At 58.1% G+C, this 25,381-nt stretch carries 18 protein-coding genes; 7 read left to right on the forward strand and 11 right to left on the reverse strand.

The genetic code is table 11. From position 1 onward, the window contains the following. Positions 1 to 105: 105 nt before the first annotated feature. The 5 genes from P6U29_RS35545 to P6U29_RS35565 are packed head-to-tail and all read right to left on the reverse strand — an operon-like array spanning position 106 to position 6,725. Positions 106 to 1,830 (reverse strand): dipeptide ABC transporter ATP-binding protein, encoded by a 1,725-nt coding sequence (locus P6U29_RS35545; RefSeq protein WP_407114826.1) that lies wholly within the window; start codon positions 1,828 to 1,830, stop codon positions 106 to 108. Then, complete coding sequence (locus P6U29_RS35550; RefSeq protein WP_407114827.1) at positions 1,831 to 2,694, reverse strand: ABC transporter permease; 864 nt, start codon at positions 2,692 to 2,694, stop codon at positions 1,831 to 1,833. Then, the gene (locus P6U29_RS35555; RefSeq protein WP_407114828.1) at positions 2,691 to 3,680 is read right to left on the reverse strand and encodes an ABC transporter permease; all 990 of its coding nucleotides are present in this window, start codon (positions 3,678 to 3,680) and stop codon (positions 2,691 to 2,693) included. Before P6U29_RS35555 ends, P6U29_RS35550 begins: the two co-directional genes overlap by 4 nt. Continuing rightward, positions 3,652 to 5,340: an ABC transporter substrate-binding protein gene (locus P6U29_RS35560; RefSeq protein WP_407114829.1), complete on the reverse strand. Its 1,689-nt coding sequence runs from the start codon at positions 5,338 to 5,340 to the stop codon at positions 3,652 to 3,654. Before P6U29_RS35560 ends, P6U29_RS35555 begins: the two co-directional genes overlap by 29 nt. Positions 5,341 to 5,384: 44 nt before the next feature. After that, positions 5,385 to 6,725 (reverse strand): NtaA/DmoA family FMN-dependent monooxygenase, encoded by a 1,341-nt coding sequence (locus tag P6U29_RS35565; RefSeq protein ID WP_407114830.1) that lies wholly within the window; start codon positions 6,723 to 6,725, stop codon positions 5,385 to 5,387. A 2,325-nt stretch (positions 6,726 to 9,050) separates the two neighbouring features. Between P6U29_RS35565 and P6U29_RS35570 the strand changes: the two genes are divergently transcribed. Together P6U29_RS35570 and P6U29_RS35575 are read left to right on the forward strand one after the other, a co-directional pair. Then, positions 9,051 to 10,151 carry a hypothetical protein gene (locus P6U29_RS35570; protein WP_407114831.1) on the forward strand — a complete coding sequence of 367 codons (1,101 nt, stop codon included), beginning with the start codon at positions 9,051 to 9,053 and terminating at the stop codon, positions 10,149 to 10,151. A 305-nt stretch (positions 10,152 to 10,456) separates the two neighbouring features. Beyond that, entirely contained in the window at positions 10,457 to 12,907 is a 2,451-nt protein-coding gene (locus P6U29_RS35575; RefSeq protein WP_407114832.1) for a hypothetical protein, read from the forward strand. Between the two features lie 635 nt (positions 12,908 to 13,542). Here the strand turns inward: P6U29_RS35575 and P6U29_RS35580 are convergent. Further along, positions 13,543 to 14,010 (reverse strand): VirK family protein, encoded by a 468-nt coding sequence (locus tag P6U29_RS35580; protein ID WP_407114833.1) that lies wholly within the window; start codon positions 14,008 to 14,010, stop codon positions 13,543 to 13,545. A gap of 744 nt (positions 14,011 to 14,754) precedes the next feature. On the opposite strand from P6U29_RS35580, the gene P6U29_RS35585 reads away from it, so the two are divergent. The 5 genes from P6U29_RS35585 (at position 14,755) to P6U29_RS35605 (ending at position 20,614) form a co-directional block, all read left to right on the forward strand. Further along, on the forward strand, positions 14,755 to 15,243 hold the full coding sequence (locus P6U29_RS35585) for a hypothetical protein (RefSeq protein ID WP_407114834.1): 489 nt from the start codon (positions 14,755 to 14,757) through the stop codon (positions 15,241 to 15,243). Between the two features lie 10 nt (positions 15,244 to 15,253). Further along, entirely contained in the window at positions 15,254 to 15,733 is a 480-nt protein-coding gene (locus tag P6U29_RS35590; RefSeq protein WP_407114835.1) for a hypothetical protein, read from the forward strand. Positions 15,734 to 17,805: 2,072 nt separating this feature from the next. Then, the gene (locus P6U29_RS35595) at positions 17,806 to 18,495 is read left to right on the forward strand and encodes a response regulator (protein WP_407114836.1); all 690 of its coding nucleotides are present in this window, start codon (positions 17,806 to 17,808) and stop codon (positions 18,493 to 18,495) included. A 27-nt stretch (positions 18,496 to 18,522) separates the two neighbouring features. Beyond that, complete coding sequence (locus P6U29_RS35600; protein ID WP_407114837.1) at positions 18,523 to 19,971, forward strand: type II and III secretion system protein family protein; 1,449 nt, start codon at positions 18,523 to 18,525, stop codon at positions 19,969 to 19,971. Between the two features lie 10 nt (positions 19,972 to 19,981). Further along, positions 19,982 to 20,614, forward strand: coding sequence for a CpaD family pilus assembly lipoprotein (locus P6U29_RS35605; RefSeq protein WP_407114838.1), 633 nt, complete (start codon positions 19,982 to 19,984; stop codon positions 20,612 to 20,614). A gap of 194 nt (positions 20,615 to 20,808) precedes the next feature. On the opposite strand, the gene P6U29_RS35610 is transcribed toward P6U29_RS35605, so the two are convergent. The 5 genes from P6U29_RS35610 to sctQ all read right to left on the reverse strand — a co-directional run bounded on the left by P6U29_RS35610 (position 20,809) and on the right by sctQ (position 25,350). Beyond that, positions 20,809 to 21,846 carry an EscU/YscU/HrcU family type III secretion system export apparatus switch protein gene (locus tag P6U29_RS35610; RefSeq protein WP_407114839.1) on the reverse strand — a complete coding sequence of 346 codons (1,038 nt, stop codon included), beginning with the start codon at positions 21,844 to 21,846 and terminating at the stop codon, positions 20,809 to 20,811. Further along, positions 21,843 to 22,658 (reverse strand): type III secretion system export apparatus subunit SctT, encoded by an 816-nt coding sequence (sctT, locus tag P6U29_RS35615; protein ID WP_407114840.1) that lies wholly within the window; start codon positions 22,656 to 22,658, stop codon positions 21,843 to 21,845. The genes P6U29_RS35610 and sctT overlap by 4 nt, the downstream gene beginning before the upstream one ends. 701 nt (positions 22,659 to 23,359) lie before the next feature. After that, entirely contained in the window at positions 23,360 to 23,635 is a 276-nt protein-coding gene (locus tag P6U29_RS35620) for an EscS/YscS/HrcS family type III secretion system export apparatus protein (protein WP_025038819.1), read from the reverse strand. A 1-nt stretch (position 23,636) separates the two neighbouring features. After that, positions 23,637 to 24,302: a type III secretion system export apparatus subunit SctR gene (sctR, locus tag P6U29_RS35625; protein WP_407114841.1), complete on the reverse strand. Its 666-nt coding sequence runs from the start codon at positions 24,300 to 24,302 to the stop codon at positions 23,637 to 23,639. Continuing rightward, positions 24,295 to 25,350 carry a type III secretion system cytoplasmic ring protein SctQ gene (gene sctQ, locus P6U29_RS35630; protein WP_407114842.1) on the reverse strand — a complete coding sequence of 352 codons (1,056 nt, stop codon included), beginning with the start codon at positions 25,348 to 25,350 and terminating at the stop codon, positions 24,295 to 24,297. Before sctQ ends, sctR begins: the two co-directional genes overlap by 8 nt. Positions 25,351 to 25,381 lie beyond the last annotated feature (31 nt).

Below are 25,381 nucleotides of genomic sequence, written 5' to 3' on the forward strand. Positions count from 1 at the left end.
CGATGAGCGAGCGTGCAATCGTGACCAAATCGGCGCGCTAAGGCGAATACTCCGGTGATCTGAGATAGACGATTTTATGATGAAGGAAGTCGCATTCGAAGGCATTCATGCGATGCCTTCTTCGAGGATCGTAGGTGAATGACCGATCTGTTCGTCGCGCACAAGACGCGGCATGGCAGCGATAAGGCTCTTGGTATATTCAGACTGTGGATTACGAAACATCTCTTCAGTAGCGCCACTATCGACGATTCTTCCCCGGCGCATAACTATGACACGATCACTGATATGACGAACAACACTGAGATCATGCGAGATGAAGAGATAACTTACGCCGAGGTGGTCCTTCAGATAGCCGAGCAGGTCCAAGACCTGGGCCTGGATCGAGACGTCGAGCGCCGAAACCGGCTCATCGCAGACGATTACGGCGGGATTTGGTGCGATCGCGCGGGCGATCGCAACGCGCTGGCGCTGACCGCCCGAGAGCTCGAGCGGTCGTCGGTCGAGCAAGGCCTGGGATAGCCCGACCAGATCGAGCAGCTCGATAACGCGCTCCTGCCGCTTGCGCCGTGTCTCAACGTCGCTCGAAAGGCTGTCGGATATGATGCGTCCGACCGTCCAACGCGGATCAAACGAGCCAAGAGGATCCTGGTAAATGATCGACATCGACCGCCGCCGAGCCCGCCGTTCGCGTTCGGCGAGCGTGGTCCAAGGCCGGCCTGCAAACTGAACGGCTCCCTCGTCGGGCTCGTCGAGCGCCAGGACCATGCGCGCCATCGTTGACTTTCCTGATCCGGACTCACCTACGATGCCCAAAGTCTCGCCGGATCGCAGTTCGAAGGAGACGCCGTCCACAGCCGCCCGTAAAGTGCCATCCGGGCCCTTGAAGCGTTTCACCAGACTTGTCGCTTCGAGCAGGATGGGACGAGATTTCGGCAGCGATTGCACGGGTGGCTGCGTTTGCCGGCCAGGCGAACGTACAATAGTCGATGGTGAGAGGCGTGAGCCGCGCGGCTGGCCTGATGGCACGGCGTCCAGCAGCTGACGAGTATAGGGGTGTCGCGGATCTTTGAATATCTGGGCGGCGGTGCCGCGTTCGACGACCTCGCCTCCTCGCATGACGAGGATCTCATCCGCCACGCGGGAGACCACTGCCAGATCGTGACTGATCAGGATCAGAGCCTTGCCCCTCGTTTTGGTCTCCTCGAGCAGTGCCAGCACATGAGCTTGGGCCGTCATATCGAGAGCGGTAGTCGGCTCGTCGGCAATAAGGATGCGTGGATCGAGCGCAAGTGCTGCAGCGATGAGAGCCCGTTGACGCTGGCCGCCGGATAATTGATGCGGCAGCTGCTCGGCCTTGATCTCGGGCTCAGGGACACCGACGAGCTCAAGGAGAGCAATGACGCGCTGCGCGAGCTCCTCGCGTGATGATACCGCACCATGGAGGAGCAAGCCTTCACCTATCTCTTTGCCGATCCGGCGAAGCGGGTCAAGCGAGACGAGTGCATCCTGTAATACAAAGCCAATCTCGCTGCCGCGGATGCGCCGCCAGGTACGATCGTTAAGGCCGATCAGGTCCGTCCCGTCGAAGCTCAGCTGGCGTGCACGGACATCGGCCTGGCGACCAGCGAGGCCTATGAGAGCCCGCGCAGTCACGCTCTTGCCTGAGCCGGATTCACCGACGATCGCAAGGCAGCGTCCCGGTCGGAGGGAGAAGGACATGCTGCGCACAACCGCTTTCTCGGCGATGTCGCGCCCGAAGGAAACACGCAGCGAATCGACCGTGAGGAGGTCTGCCTGCTGCGAGACAGGCTTGGGACGAACCTGCAACATTCACCTTTTTCCTTCCAGATGATCCTGTAGATGGCGCCCGACGATGGTGACGCTGAGGGCGAACGCCGACACTGCCAGACCGGGTATGATCTCCAGCCACCAGGCGTAGATCACATAATTGCGCCCGGCATTGAGCAGCGCGCCCCATTCAGGGGCCGGGGGAGCGACGCCAACACCTAAAAAGGCAAGACCGGAGGCCCAGATAATCGCCTGACCCACGCCGATCGTCATCATTGCTGCCAGCGGGTTCATGGCGTTGGGAAGAATATGCCTCCAGACGATACGGGGAAATGGATGGCCCAGCACCTTGGCGGCCTCGATATACCCTGTCCCTCTGATGGAAAGGATCTGGCCCCTGATCATGCGCGCATAACCTGGCGCTGTGCCCATTCCGACAGCTATGACTTCAGTCAATACCGACGGTCCAAAAACGGTCACGAACACAAGGGCGAGCAAGAGCGTGGGAATTGCGAAGAGCACGTCGACAATCCGGCTGAGGATGCTGTCGAGTACGCCACCAGAAAGTGCGGCGGCCACGCCCAAAACGATCGCAATGGACATGCTCAGCGCCGTCGCGCCAAGTCCGATGGCCAGGGATTGGGCTGCCCCCTCGACTACTCGAGAGTAAAGATCTCGACCCAATTGATCAGTTCCGAACCAATGGGCGATCGACGGAGACTGCAATGACGATCTCAAATCAATAGCGAGCGGATCGTGCGTCTGCAGCACCTTTGGCGCCATAGCCGCGAGGGCAAAGAGGCCAATGATGATGAGACAGACGGCAACTCGGAAGGGAACATGACGGACGATTGCCAGGATTTCTTTGATTGGCCGAGACACGGTGACTTCGGCGAACATGCTCATGTCAACTTGATCCTCGGATCGACCACCCGGTAAGTCAGATCGACAATCATACTGGCAACAACGAATAAGCCCGCAGAGATCAAAACAGCTCCCGAGACAATCGGAACGTCGCGCGAGGACGTTGCAGCGACAAGGACTCCACCCAGGCCTTGACGGGCGAAGACCACCTCGATCAAAATCGCGCCCGAAAGAAGTTTGCCGAGCGCCCAACCTGATAAAGTAATGCCGGGCAATGCGGCGTGGCGGAGGACATGGCGAAGCCTGACACCGAAATCACTCATACCGCGGGCGCGCGCGGACGTAACGAACGGCTGCTCGAGCACGCGCGTGAACTCGTTCTGAACGACTTGTCCGAAAAAGCCCGACAGTTCAAGAGCCAACGCAAGTGTCGGCAGAACGAGCCCGATCGGCGAATTTCCACCGATGACCGGAAACATGCGCAGCTTTACCGCAAAGACAACCAGCAGAATTGTGGCGAGCCAGTAAGGCGGCACGGTTGCCAAAAAGACTTGCGTGTCATTGAGCAGCTTCGACCATATGTTGTCTCTGCCGGCGATGAACAAGGTTGTAAGGATTGCGATAATCCATGCGATCAGCAGCGCGGCGATCGCCAGAATAATCGTGGGGCCAATCTGTTCCGCGATGATCCCTGCGACAGGCCGATGCTGCTGGTACGATTCGCCAAGGTCTCCATGCAGGATTCGCACTATGTATTTGCCGTATTGAACCGCGAGCGGTTGATCAAAGCCGTATTTCGCATTGATCGCTGCAAGCTCTGCCGACGACGCCGGCCCGACGTTGCCACTCGCCACATTGATGATGATCTGGGCGCGATCGCCAGGCAGCACACACTGAATTACGAACGCAAACGTTGCGGCAGCCCACACCACGACCACGCCGGACAATATCCGGCGCGCGAACCAAACAATGGGATGATGGGCTACTATCTTCACGGCGTCATTTCTTGTCGTCAAAATGAGCGTCATAGAAGACAGGTTCGCCAACTGACCCGCGGTCGAGCCAAACGTCTTTCAGGTTCGGCTTGGTCGCCAAAGTTACGTCCAGCACGGTGAGGCCAATCACAGGAGCGTCATCCACGATCTTCCGTTCCGCCTGCTGATAGAGGGCGGTACGTTCAGCGCCATTGAAATCCTGCTCCGCCTTTTGGATCACCTCCCAAAGTGTCGGATCCTGGAAGCGCGATGGATTGAACCGATTGGGCTCGCCATTCTGGTCCGGCTTCCACGAAATTCGGAATATCTCAGCGCCGGGTGCAACCCAATAGAGAAGCACGATCTCATAATCGTTGGGCCCGAGGTTTTTTCCGGCGAAGAAATCAGCCGGATTGGTGGGTTGAAGACGTACGTCAAAACCGGCCACCCTTGCCTGCTGCTGGATAACTTGCAAGGCTTGCTCGCCATCCGGCTTCAGAAAGGCGTTCGAATAGGAAATGCGCACGATGAGCGGATTGCCGTTCTTGGCACGAACGCCGTTAGGATTACGCTCAGTCCAACCCGCCTGATCAAGCAGCTGATTGGCTTTCCGAATATCGTACGCATAGGAGTTCCCGAGCTCACGCAGGTATTCCGGCGAGTTCTGACTTAGCGCCCCATTGCCTTCAAATGGCAAAGAGCCAAGGAAGGATGTGTCGACCGCGGCCTTTCGGTCAGTAGAATAGGCAAAGGCCTTGCGGACGAGCACGTCGTCAAATGGGGGCCGCGCCGTATACAACGCCAGGCGCAGAGGCGTGCCGCCGGTAAGGTGCCGCAACACTGGAAAGCGGGAATTGGCGTCCTTCCATGCGATGGCTGGGACATCGTATATGGCATCGGTCTCCCCCGTGATCAGCGAGCCGTATCGGACAGTCTGATCTGGCAGAAACTTCCAGCTGATCCCGTCAACGTAAGCCGGTCCTTGATGTTTCGCGGTGGCCGGCGCCGAATTGTAATCGGGATTGCGGCGGAAGGTGACTTCCCGCCCATGGCGCCACTTGTCGACAATGAATGGACCTGAGCCGACAGGGTTCTCGCAATTCACCGCAAGTCCACGTTTGAGCGCGGATGGCGAGAGAATGCCTTGTGAGGATTGGGCGAACACGTTTAGCAAGGGTTGGAATGGCACCTTCAAGGTTACCTGCAACCTCAGAGGAGCGATTGCCCTTGCCGATTCGAAGCTATCGCTAAGATAAGGAGCGGCAGTCGGATTACGAAGATCGGGGTCGTTGCTGAGCCATCCGTTGATATTGTCAGCGATAGCCTGCGCATCGAGAGGAGTCCCATCCGTGAACTTCACATCCGACTTTATCTCGAATGTGTATACCTTTTTGTCGTCGGAGATTGTCCATGACTCGGCCAGCCATGGCAAAATCTTGCCATCGTCGCTGCGGGCAACCAGATTATCGCTGTACTGGCGTTGCAGATACCATTGCTGCACCCATCCTCCGAACAGGCACGCCGGCTCTTGAAAATGCCCGTAACGAATAACGCCGCCTCGCTTGACGTTGCCGCCCGACGCCTCTTGAGCATGGCCGCTGGGCGCAAACTGTGACAGGCTTTGGAGCACGAACAGGCTAGCCGCCACTTTTCTTCCGCGATGGTTCGACTGGCGGGTGAAACGCCTCGATGATTGCGCATTCGATACAGACATGTCCAAGCTCCAGGGCAATGAATGCGGACGGAAAGAATGCAGCGTCAGACGGCTGACGTACTCGCCGTTTTTGCCGCTTCGATGTGGAGGGGAATCCCCAAATGCTCGCGCAATGTCTCTCCCCGATATTCTGTGCGAAACAGACCGCGCGTCTGGAGGACGGGCACGACATGGTCGACAAAGGCTGCAGTGCCGTCGGCCAGCACGTCGGGAATGATGTTGAAACCATCGACCGCGCCAGCGCGGAACCAGGCCTCAATCGAATCAGCGATCTGCTCGGGCGCGCCCACGAGCAAGCGGTGGCCAAAAGCTTGAACGCTGCTGATGATCTCCCGAACCGTCCGCCCTTGACGCGCCAGAGTTTCGATCGTGCGATGGTGACCGACAGAAAACGGAACGTTATCTGCATCGGGCAAAATCTCTTCCGGGATGGGCCTTTCGAGGCTGAGCTTCTCGATCGCCACGCCCATGCTTCGTGCAAGAGCGGCGACGGCGCGCTCCAGATCGAGCAACTCGTCAAGTTGCTCTTTGCGACGAGCCGCCTCTTCTTCGGTTCCGCCGATGCAGGTGACGAGACCTGGGAGGATCAGCGGAGCCGCAGGGCGGCCGAATTGACGAGAGAGAGCACGCAGGCGCTCGGCCTCCTGCAGCGCCGTTGTCAAGTCCCCGGCTGCCGCAAACACGACATCTGCACTGAGGGCACCAAGCCGTAATCCGGGATCCGAACCGCCCGCTTGAACGATGACTGGATGACCTTGAGGCGAAGCGGGATGTGTAAGTGGGCCTCGGATGCCAAAACTATTCGTATCAGGGTCGAGCAGCCGGAATCGACTCTGATCTGCGTAAACTCCCGCAGCCTGGTCGGCGATGATCATCTCGCTGCTCCAGCTCAGCCAGAGAGCACGGACGGTTTCAACAAAGTCCTCGGCGCGTCGGTAGCGATCCGCTCGTGCGACCTCTTGACCGCCAAAGTTCGCCACCGTCGCGGGGCTCGACGTCGTGACCGCGTTCCACGCGACGCGGCCACCGCTTATGACATCGAGCGATTGGAAACGCCGGGCGAGATTGTATGGCTCATTGTAGGTTGTCGATGCGGTGGCGATCAGCCCAATCCGCTTCGTTTCGCGGGCAATCACAGTGAGCACCAGCGTAGGTTCGAGCCCATTGAGCGGCGGCTGGTGCGTAATGTCGGAATTTATCGCGGGGGTATCGGCGAGGAATACAGCATCCAGCAGACCGTGCTCCGCAAGCTTCGCAGCCCGGACGTAGTGCTCGATATCAAAAAACGCGCTTGGATTTGTGCCCGGCCAGCGCCACGCGGCGGAATGACCACCAGCACCATGAAGATTTAAGCCAAGATGAAGCATGGAGTTAACCGAAGACATCACAGCCCCCCATGCGGCGGCTTCTGAGCCGCTTGGCGGGCCTCGAGGACAGGTTGCTCTCGGCGGCCCGCCTGCCCTTTCGCGCAAGCTCACCCTGAAGGTGCTCCGGGCAGCCACCTTGAGGGATAGACAACACACAGCCGGCTGATGTGAGAAGAATGTCACCAAAGAAGCTTTTGCTAGGTCTTGCCATCTTCTCCGAGCGGGCGCGGCCGAGAAGAGCTTCGACCACGCAGGTTGCCGATTGACGCCGACGTGACAGCTTGTTTCCAGCGGCTGGTTGATTCCACACGAGTACACTCACATCGGCTCTCCAGAATTAATCAAGAAGCCAGCTCCTTTTCAGGAAGATGTTTTGCATGGCATTCGCGATCGAACGTTTGGACTCCCGACCGGGCGAGAAATGATCGAGTTAGAGGATTTTTAGAGGTCCCGACCGAGCAAACGCAATAGTTGAGTATTTCAATCTACTATCGTCCCTTGGCATCCTCTTCTATTGCGATGTCTATCTTTCCATCGCTTAACCCAAATGGTCTCTGATCAGGCTCACCGAACACGCGCTGCCTGATTGCAGCGGCTTCAATTGGTAGCGCCGGCTCGAAGCGAACGACATGAATTGATGCGTTCGAGAACACACGACAGATTTGGCGCGACATTGTTGATCAACCGCTTCGCTGCCCCGTTGCAAAGCGACATCCGATCAATAAGGCCGCGCTAAGCCAACCATCTAATAATGCGATGAAACATTCCAGATTCTCGATGCCTCGTTAAGGCAACGCTTGGAACCTGAACTCTCTTCTGCACGACCCGTGCCGCCTGCTGCATTCGAGGATGCTAGGACCTTCGGTTGATTATCTTGCAGGCGCCGCATCGTCCTCGCGCTTTTTATCGGTATGATGACCGCGCGGGACAAGAAATGCCCGTCGTCTGCGCCGATACGTTCACGGATTCAATTAGCTTTGGACATAGGCCACCTCGGAGCGTCAAAAATCCCCCGCATCAACGTTCACGAAATCACAGTATTGGAGCGCGTCACTTACCGGCACATGAGGTGGGGCGCGCCTCTCGTGATGAATCGCGGCTATCAGCTTCAACAATGCCAAATCGAATCGCCTCCCCAGCGTCGAGGTCTGCGGCCATCATCGGCGAGGGAGATCACGGACGACACGCTCCGCGCCAGCTTGGTGGCCGACCGCAGCCCCAGCGTTCTGACCTAAGCCATCACCGTCCTGCTGCCGTCCTGCCACCAGCGACAGGGGTGCAACCCGCGAGCGCCAAGAGCCGCTTCCTTCGGGCATCGCAGCGGCCAACTGACCGCTTTGGATCGACCCAGGAAGACTAATGATAGTCTAATTTTCATGCATCGGGTGCGGCACCACTTATTCAGTGGTTCAGGAGCAGGCCTCCGCCGCTTTGAATAGCTCAGGCCTTTTTAGCTGTACGCGTTGCGGGAAACCCGTCCATCACTGGTCTGGGATCTATCGCTTCTTTGACTGGAAACGCGTCGGGCCCGGAGGATGGGAAGGAGGGGCCGATACGACCGACTGCGCAGATCGCTCTAGGTCCTTTTGTTCGGCTGCGCCTGCAGGCCACACCACAAGGCTTTCGCCGCGATATGGTTGTTAGGCGCGACCAACCTTGTGGTGCACGTGTGGCGCATTGGCTGCAAGCGTCAACTCCCCATTTTGTCTTTCCGAGCTGAGGCGCCCGTGCGCCGGTTCGTCGCCGCCGCGGCTTTCATGCGAGCCGAATCGTTCGTGGCCTTGCCAAGTCTGGTCGGCAATCCAACGTCTCGCGGCCGCGCAACCCCCTTGATATTGTGAGTTTAGGCCATTCCGCGCGTGTTGCGGATGCCTGGATCGAGGTAGCATCGCGCGGGTCTTGTGGCGGCCAGCGCCCGGCGGGCCCACGCGAATCCTCGCGCCCATCAGCAATCCCAACAGAGCACAATGAGCTCCACGCCACGCCGGCGCGGTCACGAGCCCGATGGCCGCGACCAGATCGGCTGCGTCTCGAGTAACGTTTCAGGGACATCGACTCGCAGCCGATGCAAGCTGGCCTCGGCAGACTTCCTCACGCAGCTCAAGCTCACCGATGCCTGCGCTTCCGCCGGGCTGCCTCTCCCGGACCTTTCACACCGCGCTGCCGTCGAGCTGGACAGGGACGATGGCCCCATCTCGTCAAACTCAGCTCTGCAATGAACAATAGGCTCGCCAGCACAGTCGCAAGGGCACCGAATTTGCTTCAAACAATGAATCTGGTCAGCTGTTCGACAGCTAAGACCTCTAACATACAACACCTCTATCCGGACAGGAGGCCGACTTGATGGCTCAAAATCTGGAAGAGAAGAAGGAGCTGGATCCGGGTCAGTCCCACGTGTGCCCTCAACATACCGACCCGTTCGAGAACCAGATCCGATCCAGTTATAGACATTTGCGCGCACCTCAGTTGCTGATCCTTATCGGATCGGATCAACTTTGTTCGAATGATATCGACAGAGGCTACCAAAGGGAGAAGGAAATGGACCCATTTGACAACGTCAACCCATCCGCGGCTCGGATGAATTACGTCGAGCCGCAACAGGAAGAGACAGCGCAAGCAGACTTTGAGCAGCGGCTTCGAGAACCACAGCCAATCCTCCCAACATCAGCTTCACGCGGGGCTGGATCGACCCGGACTGCAACGGATGGCAATAAGAGAGCGCAGGCTATCCAGGAGAACGAACGGTGCGTAGCTGCATCCTTTGTGAGAACGCGCGCTCAGCTTGCCGCAACGCTGACCTGCGCGAATATTGCGGAACTCAGAAGAGAAATCGAACTCGCTGCGCAAAGATCAGCACAGTGGTCAAGAGCGACTGGTCCGTCAGCCGGTGTCGATAGTGGCCGCATTTTCGACGACGTGATGGCATCGTCATACGCGGAGCTGCAGCGCTTTCAAAACCACGCCAGCCATTGTAAGCCACATGTGTTGGACCAACAAAGCGCGATGGACCATTTGCGCTCCATGGCGGCTTTGCGTTACGACGCCGCCCCCTGGAATATTTGGGGAGGCCAACAACTTGACCTGGGTCGCGCAGCGGCAGCGCACATGAGAGGCGATACCAGTTCTTCGCCTTTTGTATCTCTGTCCGAGGATGCCTCACAACTGCTTCTTTCGCCGGACGATCACAACGAGTACGGCGCCAAAGCAATCGCGGAAAACGCGAAAGAGTTGCACACCTACACGGTGCCGAAGGTCACCACACGGACGGCCGAAGAGATCGTCGCGATTCTTGAGGACGGGACTGAGAATGATGAACCCGATCTAGCATGGGTGAGCGATACCCCAACTGAAGAGCGCGAGGTACTGTTTCTGGGTGGAAACCTGAATGACTATCGGACCGCTAGCGAATCGAATCCATATAGGAAGTCAGGGACAAGTCGCTGAAGATAAGAAGATCCAGAACGGGTGATTTGTCTTGTTCCGATGCTCGGAAAGATCGGAAGCAGCGTTCGCAGCACCTATAATACTCCGATCGGAGCGGCCAGCGGGGGCTGGCCGCATACTGCACTTGGACAATCAGAGTTTCAGCCGAAAGCTGTACCGTCTTCAAATTCGCCGCACTTGTCGTCAGGTTGAAAAAGGCACTTGCCCGCCGTCATTCATTCTATCTTTCCGCCCGTCCACGTCAGGTTTTGGAAAGCTAACGTGAGTAGCGAAAGAACGAGGAAGCGATGCCAGTGGACTGCGCCATGGACCGATACAACGCGATCAGCCCAGCCGATAAAGATTCCGTTGCGTCAGATACCACCGTGGAGCAGCCGCAACAACCGCAAGCGGTGTTTGAGCAACACTTGGGAGAGGTGCGACAGCTCGGCCCGATATATTCCCATAGCGATCTTTATGACATCACTGAAGAAGACGATCGCCTCATCCAAGCAGCGTCTGGTGCTGCCCTTGACCGAGGGCCACCGCCGAATGCGACCACCATCGAAATTTACGACCGTCGGCTTCGCAAATTGGCTGAGGCGCTGAAGCAGTCTGGTCAGTCGATTGCTGAGCTCGATGACGATACGTTGCTCGACCGCTCCAAGAAGCTACTGCCAAAAGACAAGGTCATCGCCCCTGCATTGTCAATGGTTAGTAGGTACCGCGAGCCCAGCGACACCGCTCCGGCCCCCACAACACATTATCGTCCGTCCAAGGAAGACGCGAGCCTCATCAGAAAGGCCACCGAGGCGGGCTTTGGTCGAGCACTCGATGCAAAAACCGCCGGAAATTATGCTAGCTGTCTTCGGAAGCTAGCGGCAGCACTGCGACCTTTGTCGATTGCTAAGCTCAGTCACAAAGCGCTGCTCGGCCATGCCGACGCTTTGTTTCCGAAGGACAAGAAACTCATCTACGCGTTGAACAGGCTGAGTGACTACCGCCGGATCGCCGGGCAGGACAATTCGGGGGCTGACGGAGGTAACTCGCGCCAGCCAATACAGCCGGCCGCCGATTTGCCCGTGCAGCTTTTCGATCATGAGCAGCCTTTGGGGAACGCTGCGGACCAAGGCGGCTCATTGCCGGCCGACGATTTCAATGCTACGCAGGTTTGGGGGGAAATGGGTTTGACCCTTCATTCTCCCATGCAACGTGTCGCCCAGGATATGCTTTTCGACGCTGTGCGCCGAAGCGAAGTACCTCCCCGTGCCAGCTTCGATGCGCCGGTACTTTGGCGGGGAATGCGTGCCGCCGCCCCCTCGCCCGTGCAGAGTTTTGCTCAGGAAGCGCTTTTCGATGCCGCGGATCGCGAGGGCCTGCTGCCAGCGACATCCTTCGATGCGCCGGTGCTTTGGCCAACCACGCGTTCAGTCACCCACTCGCCCGTGCAAAGTGTCGCCCAGGAAGAGCTTTTCGATGCGGCGGATCGCGAGGGCCTGCTGCCAGCCGTGCCCTTCAATGCACCGGTGCTTTGGCCAACAATGAGTTCGGTCGCCCACCCGCCTGTGCAAAGTGCCGTCCATGAAGAGCTTCTCGATGTCGCGCATCGCGAGGGCGTGCCAGCGACATCCTTCGATGCACCGGTGCTTTGGCCAACCACGAGTTCAGTGACCCACTCGCCCGTGCAAAGTGTCGTCCAGGAAGAGCTTTTCGTTGCCGCGGATCGAGACGGGTCTGCGCCTGCTGTCGATCTGGATGCATCCAAGTTATGGACGGCAATGGGGTCGCCCCCCCAAAGCGTCGGCCGAGCGGATCCTTTCGATGCCGTGATCTGGCAGCCCAGCTCACGGTCGCAGAATCCCGCCTCTGAAGAAGACTTTGGGAGGATGATGCATCAAGATGGTGCGACCCCGGCAACACGTGATACGATGTCCGTCGCAGCCGGCGAGAGCTTTGATGCCTCTTTGGCCGTTCCCGAGGACTTCTCGCATGGCACCCAGGCCGCGCCGGATATGATGCGCTCCAGGCTCGGCCGCTGGGGTCTGTTGCCGGATGCAGCACAGCGGGTAAAGACCTACGACATTCACGGTGAACGCTATATGGCCGTGCTAGGACCGCGTGGGCGCAATGATGTTCAGCTCATCCATCTGCGGTCTCCTGCTATCGGCGATAAGTTTGATGTTTCGTTCGCCGTGCCCAAGGATTTTTCGCATGGCACCCAGTTGGCCCCCGAAATGTTGCTTTCCACGTTGGGCAAGTGGGACTTCTTGCCTAATGGAGAACATCCGGTCATGAACTATGAGATTGGCGGGAATCGCTACACGGCCGTGTTGGGACCGAGAGGATCCAACGACGTTCAACTCATTCATCACCCAAGGCTCGCTTTGCCGGCTGAAGCTGCGCTTGTAACGCCGACGGCTCCCCCGCATGCCTACGGCGGCCTTGCACCTGGGTTTAATCCGCTCTCCTCGTTCGAATTGCGAAAGGACGCTCCTTTGGCGCTGGCGCCAAACATTCCACTGCCGTCTGCCGCACCGGGATCGGGCCATCAGCCGTCCCCGCAAGTGCCTGAACTCGGAGAGTTGTTCGGTGACGACTGGAGGCACGGCCCCCAAGAGGCTTCGCCTGTCGTGATCGACATGCTCCAAAACCTGGGCCTTCTGCCGAGCCAGGAGGTTCCAATGACCCGTTTTCTGATCCACAGTCAGCCCTACACGGCCGAAAGCCTACCCGGAGGCCGCGTCCTTCTCTTCCATCGACCGCAATTTGGTGAATGAGGTACTTGTCGGCACCTCGGACAGCTGCTCAAGCTCCCGAACCACGCCGGATCGTTTGCTTTCAGAGAACTTAGAATTGCATCCGAACGACAGTTTAAGCGGCGAGCAAACCCCACAGCGGCGAGGCCCAGCATGATCTAAAGCGGGATGGTTCAATCACGTTGTGGCCGCATTCGGCAGCACGGAAGTTTCCGGTGAAAGGACCCCAAAAGACGCGGGATGCAAGATACGAGCGCATCGTGGGATGGGCGAGGGTCGACGTCATCATCGCGGGCGCCGCTTGATCGGGTTGGAAACAATGTCATCACAAGGACCGCGGACAGCGTGCGGACGTACCTTGGCGAGCTCATCTGGAGCGTTCAACTGAGAGGCCTTGGCTCCAACCCATACGACGACAGCCTGAACCGCCGATCTTCCAATCACTGAGATCGAATGTAGATCGACGGCCCTCATAAGTTACCTTGATCAAACTGCAGCAAGTTCGTGCAACTCGATGACTCCCCCGAGGAAAAGACGGCCAGAAATATTCTGGCCGTTCCTGACGATCGAAACGATCCGTGTCATGGCTTGCGAAGCTGTCCAAACGATTAGAGGATCAAGTCTTCGAAGCGCATCCCCCTGCCCTGTGCTCTTCGTTACCAGATGAACTTTGCGCCATCCGGCAGTTCGCAGATGAATTCGCCCTGGTTCACGAGTTCGGTGGTCCCGACGACCAGCTTCGAGGCTCGCACTGTCAGCTTGCCTTCGCGGCTGAGGCTATGGCGGATGTACTCGGTCACGGCATGTCCGGAGCTGTCGACCGTTTGGTGCGCATTGGCGAAGCTGATGCCGTTCTGGGCGGTCACCCTGAAGGCATTGATGACCAGACCGGCCTGCGTCGCCGACGCAGGCTTGCCAGCCTCCGCGGTGGTACAGCGGCTCATGTCCAGTATGAGCTTCACATTCTTCCCGGCCTGCAGGGCATTGAGCACCTCGGTGTATTTCGGCGAGGGCTCATCAGCTCTCGCCTGCGCGCTCCCGCTCGCGGCCGAAAGCAAGGACAACAGGATCGTCAGTCCTATGCCAGTAAACTTCATATGCTCTTCTCCCTCGATAAGTACCACAGATCTCGTTTTTCAAGACGTCGTGCTCGCAAACCGTTTGACTGATTCCACACATCAAGCGCGCTCGCGTCTGCGACAAAAACATCCTGTCGCAACCAGGCGCAAGTGGTTGTGATGGCTATTCCGACATCACAACCTCGTAGGTCAGGTTTGCGGAAGTGGCTTAGCCTCGCGCGACGTCGACTAGAACGATCTGATCGAGCGTCGGCCGCGTGGAAAACACAAAACGGCGACCGGTCGCGCTCCTCCATTGCAGGCCCAACGACCGAAAGCATGCAATTCTCACATCTGCATAAAGTAGACGATCTACGAAAGAACACTTCGACCAGCCGCATGCGCCAGCTTGTCCATCTTGATAGCTGTGCAAGGACTGCCTGCCCTAGACGACGTGTCCGCAATGAGGTGGTGGAGCGAACCTGACGCGGCGGTCGGATCAAGCTCAGTCAAGGCACCCGATCTCGGCCTAGTCGAAACAGCAATACCAGAAGGCAAGGCGGCACCGACTTTTGATCCGCCGCTTTGCGCGGCTTCCGTCCAGCTGACCGCTCGCCTCACTGACTGAATCCATTCGGCATGCCTCAAAAGGCTAAAGCTAAATGGCTTCCTTCCTGGTCCGTCAGCTTCCCGAAAGCTGCACCTGCAACAATCTACGCCGACAGCCGGCACTCGAAGGGAGAGAGAGAGAGAGAGAGAGAGAGAGAGAGAGAGAGAGAGAGAGAGAGAGAGAGAGAGAGAGAGAGAGAGATGAATGTTGATGCACGGAATGCCGCAGACACGCCCTTTGAGGTTCACGACGCGCTGCAGCACACGCACAGCGTCGACTGGCAACCAGACGAGCTTAGCGCCCAGACCGGCGCACCGGCAAACAGTGCAGAAGACCAAGAAAGCTTTGAGCAGCAGCTGAATGACTTGGATCTAGACGACTTAGATTCGGTCTACCCGACCTCGGGTTCAGTCTCATTAGCGGCAAATTCCGGGACTGCCACATCCTCGTCTGCGCCAAACGAGGTGGCCCCGGAAACCAGTCGCTATCCAGCCTCATCATTTGTCAGCGCACGCGCTCAGCTTGCCGCAACACTGACAGGTGCCACTCTTGAAGCGCTTCGGAACGAGATTGACCTTGCCGAGCAGCAAACAGCACATTGGTCATCGGCGATCGCAGCTCCCGTCGATCGGGCCCCCCTATTCGACGAGGTGGCGCGGTCGTCATATGTCACACTGCGGCGTTTTTAGAATCAGGACAATGATTGCAAGCCGCGCACGGAAGAAAACACGAGCGCAATATCGCATCTCCGCAACACGGCTCGGGATCATTCTTCCATTGGAGATCCTCTGGAGCGGTATCCTATGGACCGAGCGCGCCGAGCTGGCTCGCATATGCGCGGCAAGACAACAGCATCACCCTTCGTATCATTGGTCCCGGATCCGGCAAAACTCGTCGTTTCTCGATCCTTGGGCGAGAGCGATCGCCAACAATGCGGACGCGCTGCACACCTACACCGTACCGAAGCCCACTGTCTGGACCCCCGACGACGTGCTGAGTAGCATTGGGCTTGGAATGAATGCCGAAGATCAGGACAACATCGATGGAGACGTCGATTTGATGTGCTCACTGGGCAGAACGCCAACCCGAGAAACCGAACGCCTGTTCCTGGGCGGCAATTTGGAAAGCTACCGGACCGCTAGCGAAGCAAATCCCTACAAGCGCGAGAGTAATCAGTAGATGGTCCGTCGACTGCGCCATTTGACTGGTTCGTTGGCGTTCAAGCACCAAAACACCCCCCAAGGAAGAACTGGGAAAACGGCGCACCAGCTCCGCCTCACGCATAACAGCTTGAGCATATTGGCCGCGTGATCGATGGCCCGATCAATTCGCCGATCGAGCGGTACAGCGGTTGAGGGCTGCGACGGAAGATACGCCCCCGACGGTCGGGAGGACGCCGGACATCCTCTCTCCCCTGCCCGCTCATTGAAGCATCCTGGCATCTTGGATGCGTTGTGACATCACCCGCATCAATTTGTTAGCCGCCCTCACGGTTGGCCGGCGGCTTTGGTGAGGTAAGCCGCTGAACGCTCCCCGCCTTAGCTAGCTCGGCCTGACATTAACCGCGCGGTCAACCAACAGGTGTTTCGGCCGCGATCCTATCAGGTATTTACTGGTCCGCAGCAAGCGGCGCTGTTGCAGTACGGCCGATCCGCCACCTGGATGCGTTCCATCAAAACAATCGATTTTGCCGAGCACGCCTAACAGCCCCATAGTCGATCGCAATGTATGGAGGCCGCATTCAAGATGACGTCTGGCAATCGATTCTCTCCTCAGTCCCTTGCCGAACAACTTGGCTCGCGCGATCGGCCATCTGCATCTCGGACGTTAGCTCCTGTCGTCACGTGGACGCATCCCCGCGCCTCGCCACGGTCTTCCCGCTAAATTGCCACGTATGAGGCGGATCGGATCGCCCGATCCTGGGGTCATGGCTTACCCAAAGCTTCGTAAGAACGACTGCCTCTTCGCGCAGTTCAAAGGGGTTTTCTGGCGCTACGCTCAATTGGACGGACAAATGCTCACGACGTTGGAGAGAGCGAGACCGACCGCCACGCGCAGGTCGACGGCATGGCCGAACTGTGCCGCCGTTGCCTCACAACGATTTCGAATTTGAGGGCACCGCTACAAGGAGCCTTTAAAGGCACTTGAATCTCACCCAGCGTCAGATTGTAGGATTTCCGACAGTCTCGCGACAGAATCCGCCCGCGTGAACTCTTCCTGACAGGTAGCAACAATTGCGAACGTCTCAAAACCTCAATACTCGGCCGATCCGCCCCGTCACACTACTCGACTGCTCCCCTTCGGAGCTTGCATCGTTTATCTGCTCTGTGAGCGCAGGACGCAGCGCCCTTCTCGCAGCCAGACCAGGATCCAGCGCGCGAGAACAACGCGGGCAATCGCTATTTCGCCTATGCCGACCACATGTCGAGTCCAAGCTCGAGATTAGATCATTCTTGCGCCGTTCACCCTTTCTGACGAAACGGAGGCGGCGTAACCACCTTAGACAATGCGCGACAGCAACGCCGGACTCAATTTGTCCTTCGTTGGCAGCATTCGCTCGACTGCGGTGGAGAACGTCTCCGGAGCGACCGAACTTCGGGACAGTTGACATCTTGTTTGGCTATCACCGGCTAGCGAGAGGATGTCTATCCCGCCGATGAGCGTGTTGATCGTTCGTCGCGCATCTCGGCCTTTTCCAGCCATTGGCCGATGCATAGTGCGTGAAGTGTCTTCAAACGCGGAAAACTTGCGTTGTCGTGACTTGACGACACTACGGGCTCAACAGCCTTGCAGGACTGACCGCGGATCAAGGCGAATGGGAGTTTCCAATGTCGGTTTCGCAAGTCTGTTCGGCGGCAAATACAGCCGCTCTCGCCTGCGCTTTCGTTTCGTTCGGGCGGTTTGGCGCGATCGCTACTGCAGGCGCTCGCGTAGTGCATGCAGGCACGGCTATGCTCGGCCTACAGATGCATCAGCGCGCGGCCAGGACTCTCAGCTTCGTGAGAGATTGCAGAGCTCTTGCCGGCGTAAGGGAGATTTTGAGCCGCGCCCCCCTGCGCAAGCGATCCGCCGCAGGCCGCCACCTATCCGATGACGATGGACGCGCAGACATGGGTCGCCTGCCAACAAGGTCTTGCGTGTCGTTTACGGCTTTTCGAATTCACGCCAAAGCGGCGGCCTCTAGGTTCCGCCGAATCTCATGGTCAGCGTGACACGCTCAAGTCCTGCCGAGGATGGACGGGAGGCGATGAATGCGAATTCTCCTGGTTGATCATCATGCGGACTTTGCCCGCGACGTGAAGGAAGCGCTCTTAAATTGTGGCTTCGCCGTCGACGTGACACGCACGCTGGATGAGGCGGCGGCCGCGCTCGATTGCGCGAACTACCACATGGTCCTGCTCGAATCGGCTTTGCCCGATGGAGACGGATTGGACTGGCTGAAGCAGTTGCGGCGCGAGGGACAATCAATGCCGGCTATGATGATGAGCAGTCTCAATGATCTTAGCCGGCGGATTGCGATCTTCAATGCGGGCGCGGATGATTTTCTGCCCAAGCCCGTGTCTATCGACGAACTCATTGCCCGCATGCGAGCTATTTTGCGACGGTCAACGCAAATGATGGCGCCGGTTGTGACATTCGGGAATCTGCATTTCGATCCGATCGCAAGACAAGTCTCGGTCGGTGGTCGAGTACTGAGAATTGCGCGCCGCGAAGTGTGCATTCTTGAACATCTGCTCAACCGCGCGGGCCGTACCGTGCCGCGCGCATCGCTCGAAGATAGCTTGTATGCATTTGACGATGAGGTCTCGACCAATGCGCTGGAAGTCGGGATTTATCGCTTACGCACGCATTTGAGCCAGGCGGGTGCAACGCTCAGGATCAAGACCGCGCGCGGTGTCGGTTACACCCTTGAACTCATCGGCGCAGCATCGGCTGCCTAGCCGATCGAACTTGAAAGCAGTACTCCCTTGAACGTGGTTAATAATGACGCCGGCGAGCCGCCGATGGTCGCCAGCGGCTCGCACTACGCCGCTTTTCCCCGCCTCTGCTACGTCCTGTGCGCACTCGCTCTGCTATTTCCGCTTGCTGTCACAGCTCAGACAAAGCGGGATGGCAAAGGGGAACCGCCACGTGCGGCGCCTGGCAGCACCACGGGCACGATCAACCTTACCTCCTCACAGGGCAAGACAGTTCATCTGACCGGGCCGGCTGCGAGCATTTTTATAGCCGACCCGGCGATTGCGGATTATCAGGCGCCATCGAACACCACGATTTTCGTGTTTGGCAAAAAGGCCGGACGGACGAGCCTGTTTGCCCTGAACGACAACGGAGAGGCTCTCGCCGAGCTGCGTGTTGTCGTCACCCAACCGATCGAGGATCTGCGGGCCGCGCTTAAGGCCGAGGTCGGCGACTATCCAATTCAGGTCAGCTATACCCCGCGCGGCGCGATCCTTAGCGGTACGGCGCCTAATGCCGATGTCGTCGAGACCGCCAGGAAGGTCACTGAGCAGTTCCTTGGCGCGGGCGCGCTGGTTGTCAACAAGATCCAGGTCGCCGGCTCATTGCAGGTGAATCTCAGCGTACGGGTGGCAGAAGTCTCCCGCAGCGCGGTCAAGGATCTCAACATCAACTTCACGGCCTCGAGCCCAAACGGCGCTTTCCTTGTGACCGGCAAAGGGGGCGGGTCCGGCGCGGCCGGCGGCGGCGGCACGATCGGGATTGGGTTTAGCGCCGGCAATGCCAACCTGAGCGCTGTTCTCGACGCTCTCGCGAGCGAGCACCTCGCCTCAATCCTGGCTGAGCCAAATCTAACGGCGATGTCCGGCGAAGCGGCAAGCTTCCTCGCCGGAGGCGAATTCCCCATTCCGGTGATGCAGGACAACCGGCAGGTTTCGGTCCAATTTCGTCAGTTCGGCGTGAGCCTCGAGTTCGTTCCGACGGTTCTCAACAATAATCAGATCAATGTCCGTGTGAAGCCCGAAGTCAGCGAACTATCGAGCGAAGGCGAAGTCAAAATCAATGGCATGGCGGTTCCTGCCCTCTCGACTCGGCGGGCGAGCACCGTGGTCGAGCTCGCCAGCGGTCAGAGCTTTGCAATCGGCGGCCTCATCAGACGCAACTTCAACACTGATATCGGCGAGTTTCCCTGGCTCGGCGATGTGCCGATCCTGGGCGCGCTTTTTCGCTCCTCATCGTTTCAAAAACGTGAAACCGAGCTGGTCATTATTGTCACGCCCTACATCGTGCGGCCCGGACCGAATCCGAACCGGATGAGTGCGCCGAGCGACCGCATCTCACCGCCCTCAGACGCGGGGCGGATTTTGACGAATACGGTGGCCCGGCCGCCGCGAGAGCGCGATGCGCCTCGCGCCAGCGCACCAGGATTGACCGGCAGCGCCGGCTTTATTATCGAATGAGGATCGCCAAATGACTTTGCGACATCTGTGCTACCCGATCGTTATTGGAGCAACATTGGGGGGCTGCGCAAATACTGGCTCGATCCAGCCCGCGCCGGCTGACCAAGAGATCCACGTCGAGCAGAAGAGTAGCGTGCTGTTCCTGCAGAGCCTTCGTAGCCCCGAACGGCATCGGCTGCGAAGCTTTATTGCAGCCACCAGTCGCGGCCGACGGGATGCCCTCCATGTGGGTGTCATCGGCCCACCCAGACTCATTGCACAGGTGGCCCACGAGGCTCGCGCCATGGGCGTTGCCACCTACAACATCCGCCTGTCTGCTTCTCGTGTGGATTTTCCGGCTCGTTCCGGGGTGAGGATCGAAGCAATCACTTTCGAAGCCCATCCTCCGGTCTGCCCCTCGCTCTCCATCGTCGGTCCTACAGTGAACGACAATTCGTTCAATCCAACCCTTGGCTGCTCAGTCCGGAATAACCTTGCGGTCATGGTCAATGAACCTGGCGACTTGTTAGGCAATGGCGCTGTCATGCCGACCAGTGGTGATCGTGCAGTGCTTCCCATCACCGCACGTGGGGCCACGTCGGCGGGCAACAGGAGCAATTTGGAGGATGAAACGCATAACAGGGTTGCGCCAGAAACCCAATAAGCGGCTCGTAAGACCCGAGCAGCATGAACGTCGGTTGGCATTCTTGTCCTATCAGTCTTGGAATCGGCCGACGAGCCTCCTGGAATCCAATCTTTGCTCGGTCCTTTTCTTGGGATCGTGCAGCTTGCAGATCAGGTTCTGAGACAGTTGGGTTGTTGACCAGAGATTTGAGCGCATCGCTGTTTTGCGCGACGCTAAACTAGGCCGGCCGCAAAGACTGCCTTTGCAACCCTCTCGAAGCACTCCATCGGAACGGCCTTGCCCATCGCACCTTTTCGGATCAGCTGACGCGCCAACACATGATCCTCGACAATGCTCAGACGTTGGGCGCGCGCCTGCGCCAGTAACTGTGAAGCCGTTTCGCCCTCGCCGCGGCACACCAGTACCGGGACGCCGGTCTCGCCCCGAACGTAGCGCAGCCCAATCAATGTCGCTCGCCCCGTCAGTATCACTGTCGCCCGATGGATGCCGAGGGGAGACTCGTTCGCCGACTCCCGGCGGAGCCTGCGGTGTTCACCCTTGATCTGCGGATTACCATCCTGTTCCTTGGACTCGCGCTTGGCTTCGCTCTGCGTCATGCGCATGTCGCGCAAGAACAACCAACGCTGAATGAGCAAATCGGCCAAGCCGCCAATCAGAAGAGCGCCGGCAGCAATCGCGATCAGCACCTTGAGCTCTTTAAACACAAAACCAAAGCAGCTCAAATCGCAAACGGGCAAGTATACCAGTGCCCTCCAACTTGCGAGCACAGTGAAAACGAACGTAGCGCCAAGAACCAAAACTTTGACGATAGACTTTCCAAGCTCGACAACCGACCGTTGGGAGACAATCCGCTTCAGCCCTTTGACAGGGTCCAATTTCTCAAAGCTGGGTTTAAGCGGCTCAACCGAAATCGTCAGCCCGCCGCCGGCCAGGACACCGGCCAGAATCGCCGCAACAACCGCCGCACCTAGGATGGGAGCCGCGACTGTTATAGAAAGGTCCATCAATCCGACCAACGCCTGCCGGGCCGCACTGTTGAAGGGCTGTTCCTGCAGCTTGTCGATGAGCCGCACGGCTTCGCGCCATCCGTCTTCGATCGGGCCCGCCCTGAAGCACAGGCAGCCGAAACCAGCGCAAAGGCTTGCCGCGGTCACAAAGTCGGCGCTGCGCGGGCTCTGCCCTTTCTTACGCGCGTCCCTCAGCTTCTTGTGACTTGGTGGAAGGTTTTTCTCTTCGCTCGTGTCGTTCATTTCAAGAACTTCTCGAGCCACTCCAGCACGCCGTTAAACCGAATGATCTCTGCTCCCATATATTCGATCAGGAAGACGGCGTAGCTGACCATAATGATGCCAAAGGCGGCATTCTTGATGGTCGGAGAGAGATCGTTCAGCTTGATTTGCGGCGCAAAGCGCCCGAGCAGCATGAGGGATACGTCGATCAGAAGCAGCAGAGCCAGCACGGGCCCGGCGACCACGAGGGTCGTATGCATGATATGGTCGAGAAGCCCGATAAACTCCATTGCCCCGTGGGGGGTCAGGGGCGGTAGCAGCCGATACACGGGCCAGATCAGATAACTTCCATAGAGGCATCTGACCATGGTCTGAAGACCTCCTGATACAACGAAGATCGTAACCGCGGCAGTTCCGAGAAAGAGCCCCATCGGGGCGGTTTGACTGCGTGTGGCAGGATCGTCCACCTGGCTGGAGATGCCGCGCTGGGTATCAATGATGTCACCAACGGCCTGGATGCTCCAAAGTGGTATACTAAGCAGAAAACCGAACAGCAGGCCGATAAATATCTCCTTCAAACCGAGGAGCGAGACCGCAATCATACGGGTGCCCGGATCTAGTGTCTGCAAGCCGTTCCTGATCTGCATCAAGCAAGGCAATCCAATCACAACCGTCGCGCTTGCGCGGATAATCCCGCTAATGTGCGGTCGCGTGAATACCGGAAGAATCAGCATAATGCCGAGGGCCCGGGCCGCGCCAAGTCCGGCCGCAACGACGAACTCGACAGCAGTCTGAATCAGAGTTTGCGTCTCGGTGGGTGACAAGGCATCCATTTGAGCTCAGCTCGTCGTTCCTTCAGCCAATGCAACCGTCGCACTCGCGTCGCCATGATGTGAGACGTCAATAACTCTGCAGATCTCCTGTCCCAGCGGTTGCAGAGCGACAGGCCTCCCACAAGGCAGATGCTTCGGGTTCAACCATCCATATGACTACAGCCATCCGGCGCAGAGGTATGACCATTCGATGAGAGCACCGGCGAAATCGCGCCGCTGCGCGGCCTACAAGCCACCACGCTTCTTCCGCTCTCACCGGCCGCAGCGCGGTTTGGAGATCTGAGGGCCTCAAAGCTTCCATCAATTTCGCAGTCTATGGAGATCGGTCTCGAGCGGCACCTTCATTCGCAGGCTCATCACCAGAACGCTAGAATCGTGGGGCCACTTGCAATCAAAGCGGTTCGCCCGTTCACTGCGTCGACAACTCGCCAGGCAATGCATCGAGGACCAGGTCTCAGCAGGTAATTCCATCACGTCGTTAGCAAAAACCTAAATCGAATAGATAGAACTTCCAAATGGGGTCATTCTTCCTCCGAATACGGCAGGCTCACGGAGCCGAACAGGACAGTTCGGATATCTATCCGTCTCATGCTAGTGAGGCGAGCTTTCGATAAGCTGACGAACTCGCCTTTTGTGGTTCACAATGAAGGCCGACAAGCGCGCGCAATAGCTAAAACTTAGACAGCCTTGCGTTCCGCGCACTAATACCTCGCTGTGAGCGCGGGGAACTCAGTGAAGATATGCTGGGCTTGCTCGATCAGCGGCGCGCTCAGCACCGGAGCAAACAGAACGAGGACGGCGACGACGACGAGGAGCTTCACGGTAAGCGGCAGGGTTTGATCCTGGAGCTGGGTTGCTGCCTGCACGATGCCGATACCCAATCCGGCCACGAGGGCTGCCAGGAGCGGCGGTAGAACCCAGATCATGAACAGCACCAGTGATCGGCTCAGGTGGGTGAGGATGCTGGCCTCGTCCATCTCAACTCCCCGGAGATGCGTAGCTTAAGACCAATCCGTGCATGAGCCGTGACCAGCCGTCGATTGTGACGAACAGAAAAAGCTTGAAAGGAACGGATATCATTGTTGGTGACACCATTGACATACCCATGGCCATCAGAATTGTCGTCACAATCAGGTCAATTGTGATGAACGGAAGATAGAGAAGGAAACCGATTTCAAACGCACGCTTAAGCTCCGAGATCAAAAAGGACGGCACGAGGATCGCAATATCATCAGCTGTTGCGTTGCCGCGCATCTCCTCCGACCAGATATGTTCCGTCGACGACAGGAAGAACGTGCGCTGCTCCTCAGTGGTGAACTTCTTGAGATGGGCGCGCAGCGGCTCGCTGCCCTCCTTGGCGGCGGTCAACCAGTCGTCGGTGGTTTGGTAACGAAGTTGCATATCGGTCACGCGGTTGTATGTTTGCTCGAATACCGGGGCGTCTATGAACACGGTAAGGATCAATGCAGCGCCATACAGAACGATATTCGGTGGTATGGATTGAGTGCCGAGCGCGTTGCGGATCAGGAAGAGAACGACGGAAACCTTGATGAACGCCGTCGTTGTGACGACTGCGAACGTCAACAGGCCAAGGCCGACGGTCGCCGCAACAAGCGCAAGGATGCTCGGTTGAATGTCAACCATTGACCGCCAACCTGCTACGTAACCGGATGCCCAACGCTTCACCGACACGTACGATGTCGCCGCGGCCGATCACTTGACCGTTGGCGACAATGTCGACCGGACCGTCCAGCTGCCGGCCAAGCTCGAACACGTGCCCCTCGTTGATGCTTCTCAACGTACCCAGCGGGATGGGCCAGCGGCCGCATTCGAACACAAGTGTGATCTCAACACTGTCGATGTCGGCTTCCGAGGGCGGGATTGCTTGCTCCGCTTGGGCTCGTATCGTCATATTTTCATACCTTAGAGGATGGGACTGCAGGCGGAATGGTCCCCGAAGGATAAGTCTGTCGCCCGCGACCTGCGCCGGCGCCCACAACTTGTCCGCAGCGAGGATGAGCTGGCCATGGGCAAATGGAATGACGTCGGGCAGCAGTGCGTCGCCGGGCTGTGCTTGACGAAGAAGCCTGACGGGCGCCCGCAGCGAGCCGATCTCTCTCGCAATCACGACCGGCAATTCCGAAGAAATCTTGCCTAAGTCTCGCGGTAATTGGCCGATCAACTCGCCTAACACACGAAAAGCAGACGGAACCAGACCGTCAAGTGGTGCGAACAAGAGCAGGCGGGCCTTGGCCGCCAGCGGTCCGAAAGTAACGTCGAGCTCCAAATATGGGTCTTTGGCCGTCGCGTCTTCGATGCGGATCAGCTGCAAATTCCGCGCGAGCATGATCTCTAATCGAGCGAGCCAAGGTTCCACAGCAAGTTCGAGAAGCAGCGAGCGGGTTGGGTCCGAAGGTAAAGTAAGGCCATACTGGACCATTGAAATCAGCGCCTCGACGAGAAGGCGGGGCAAGGACAAGACAGCGGTCTCGCCTCCGGCGCAAAATACGCAGTCGAGCATCGACATGGCATATGGTTCGGCCTGCCAAACAAGCCGGCTTATACGGATCGATAGCGGCTTATCGCCAAGGCGGCTCTGCAGAACCGTGCGTGGTGCGGCGACCTCGTTGAGCCACGAGACCACGCCAAGCGACAACTTTACCGCTGGCTGAAATAGTGTGGGTTCACCCACGGCATTTACCGACAGGTTCCACGGGCGCAGC

Source organism: Bradyrhizobium sp. LMG 9283 (assembly GCF_045571415.1).
In the GTDB taxonomy this organism is placed as follows: Bacteria; Pseudomonadota; Alphaproteobacteria; order Rhizobiales; family Xanthobacteraceae; genus Bradyrhizobium.

What these genes read in the sequence shown, in the direction of transcription:
- P6U29_RS35545 (WP_407114826.1), bottom strand. Translation starts at nt 1,830, where the DNA reads ATGTTGCAGGTTCGTCCCAAGCCTGTCTCGCAGCAGGCAGACCTCCTC.
- P6U29_RS35550 (WP_407114827.1), bottom strand. Translation starts at nt 2,694, where the DNA reads ATGAGCATGTTCGCCGAAGTCACCGTGTCTCGGCCAATCAAAGAAATC.
- P6U29_RS35555 (WP_407114828.1), bottom strand. Translation starts at nt 3,680, where the DNA reads ATGACGCTCATTTTGACGACAAGAAATGACGCCGTGAAGATAGTAGCC.
- P6U29_RS35560 (WP_407114829.1), bottom strand. Translation starts at nt 5,340, where the DNA reads ATGTCTGTATCGAATGCGCAATCATCGAGGCGTTTCACCCGCCAGTCG.
- P6U29_RS35565 (WP_407114830.1), bottom strand. Translation starts at nt 6,725, where the DNA reads ATGTCTTCGGTTAACTCCATGCTTCATCTTGGCTTAAATCTTCATGGT.
- P6U29_RS35570 (WP_407114831.1), top strand. Translation starts at nt 9,051, where the DNA reads ATGGCTCAAAATCTGGAAGAGAAGAAGGAGCTGGATCCGGGTCAGTCC.
- P6U29_RS35575 (WP_407114832.1), top strand. Translation starts at nt 10,457, where the DNA reads ATGGACCGATACAACGCGATCAGCCCAGCCGATAAAGATTCCGTTGCG.
- P6U29_RS35585 (WP_407114834.1), top strand. Translation starts at nt 14,755, where the DNA reads ATGAATGTTGATGCACGGAATGCCGCAGACACGCCCTTTGAGGTTCAC.
- P6U29_RS35590 (WP_407114835.1), top strand. Translation starts at nt 15,254, where the DNA reads ATGATTGCAAGCCGCGCACGGAAGAAAACACGAGCGCAATATCGCATC.
- P6U29_RS35595 (WP_407114836.1), top strand. Translation starts at nt 17,806, where the DNA reads ATGCGAATTCTCCTGGTTGATCATCATGCGGACTTTGCCCGCGACGTG.
- P6U29_RS35605 (WP_407114838.1), top strand. Translation starts at nt 19,982, where the DNA reads ATGACTTTGCGACATCTGTGCTACCCGATCGTTATTGGAGCAACATTG.
- P6U29_RS35610 (WP_407114839.1), bottom strand. Translation starts at nt 21,846, where the DNA reads ATGAACGACACGAGCGAAGAGAAAAACCTTCCACCAAGTCACAAGAAG.
- sctT (WP_407114840.1), bottom strand. Translation starts at nt 22,658, where the DNA reads ATGGATGCCTTGTCACCCACCGAGACGCAAACTCTGATTCAGACTGCT.
- P6U29_RS35620 (WP_025038819.1), bottom strand. Translation starts at nt 23,635, where the DNA reads ATGGACGAGGCCAGCATCCTCACCCACCTGAGCCGATCACTGGTGCTG.
- sctR (WP_407114841.1), bottom strand. Translation starts at nt 24,302, where the DNA reads ATGGTTGACATTCAACCGAGCATCCTTGCGCTTGTTGCGGCGACCGTC.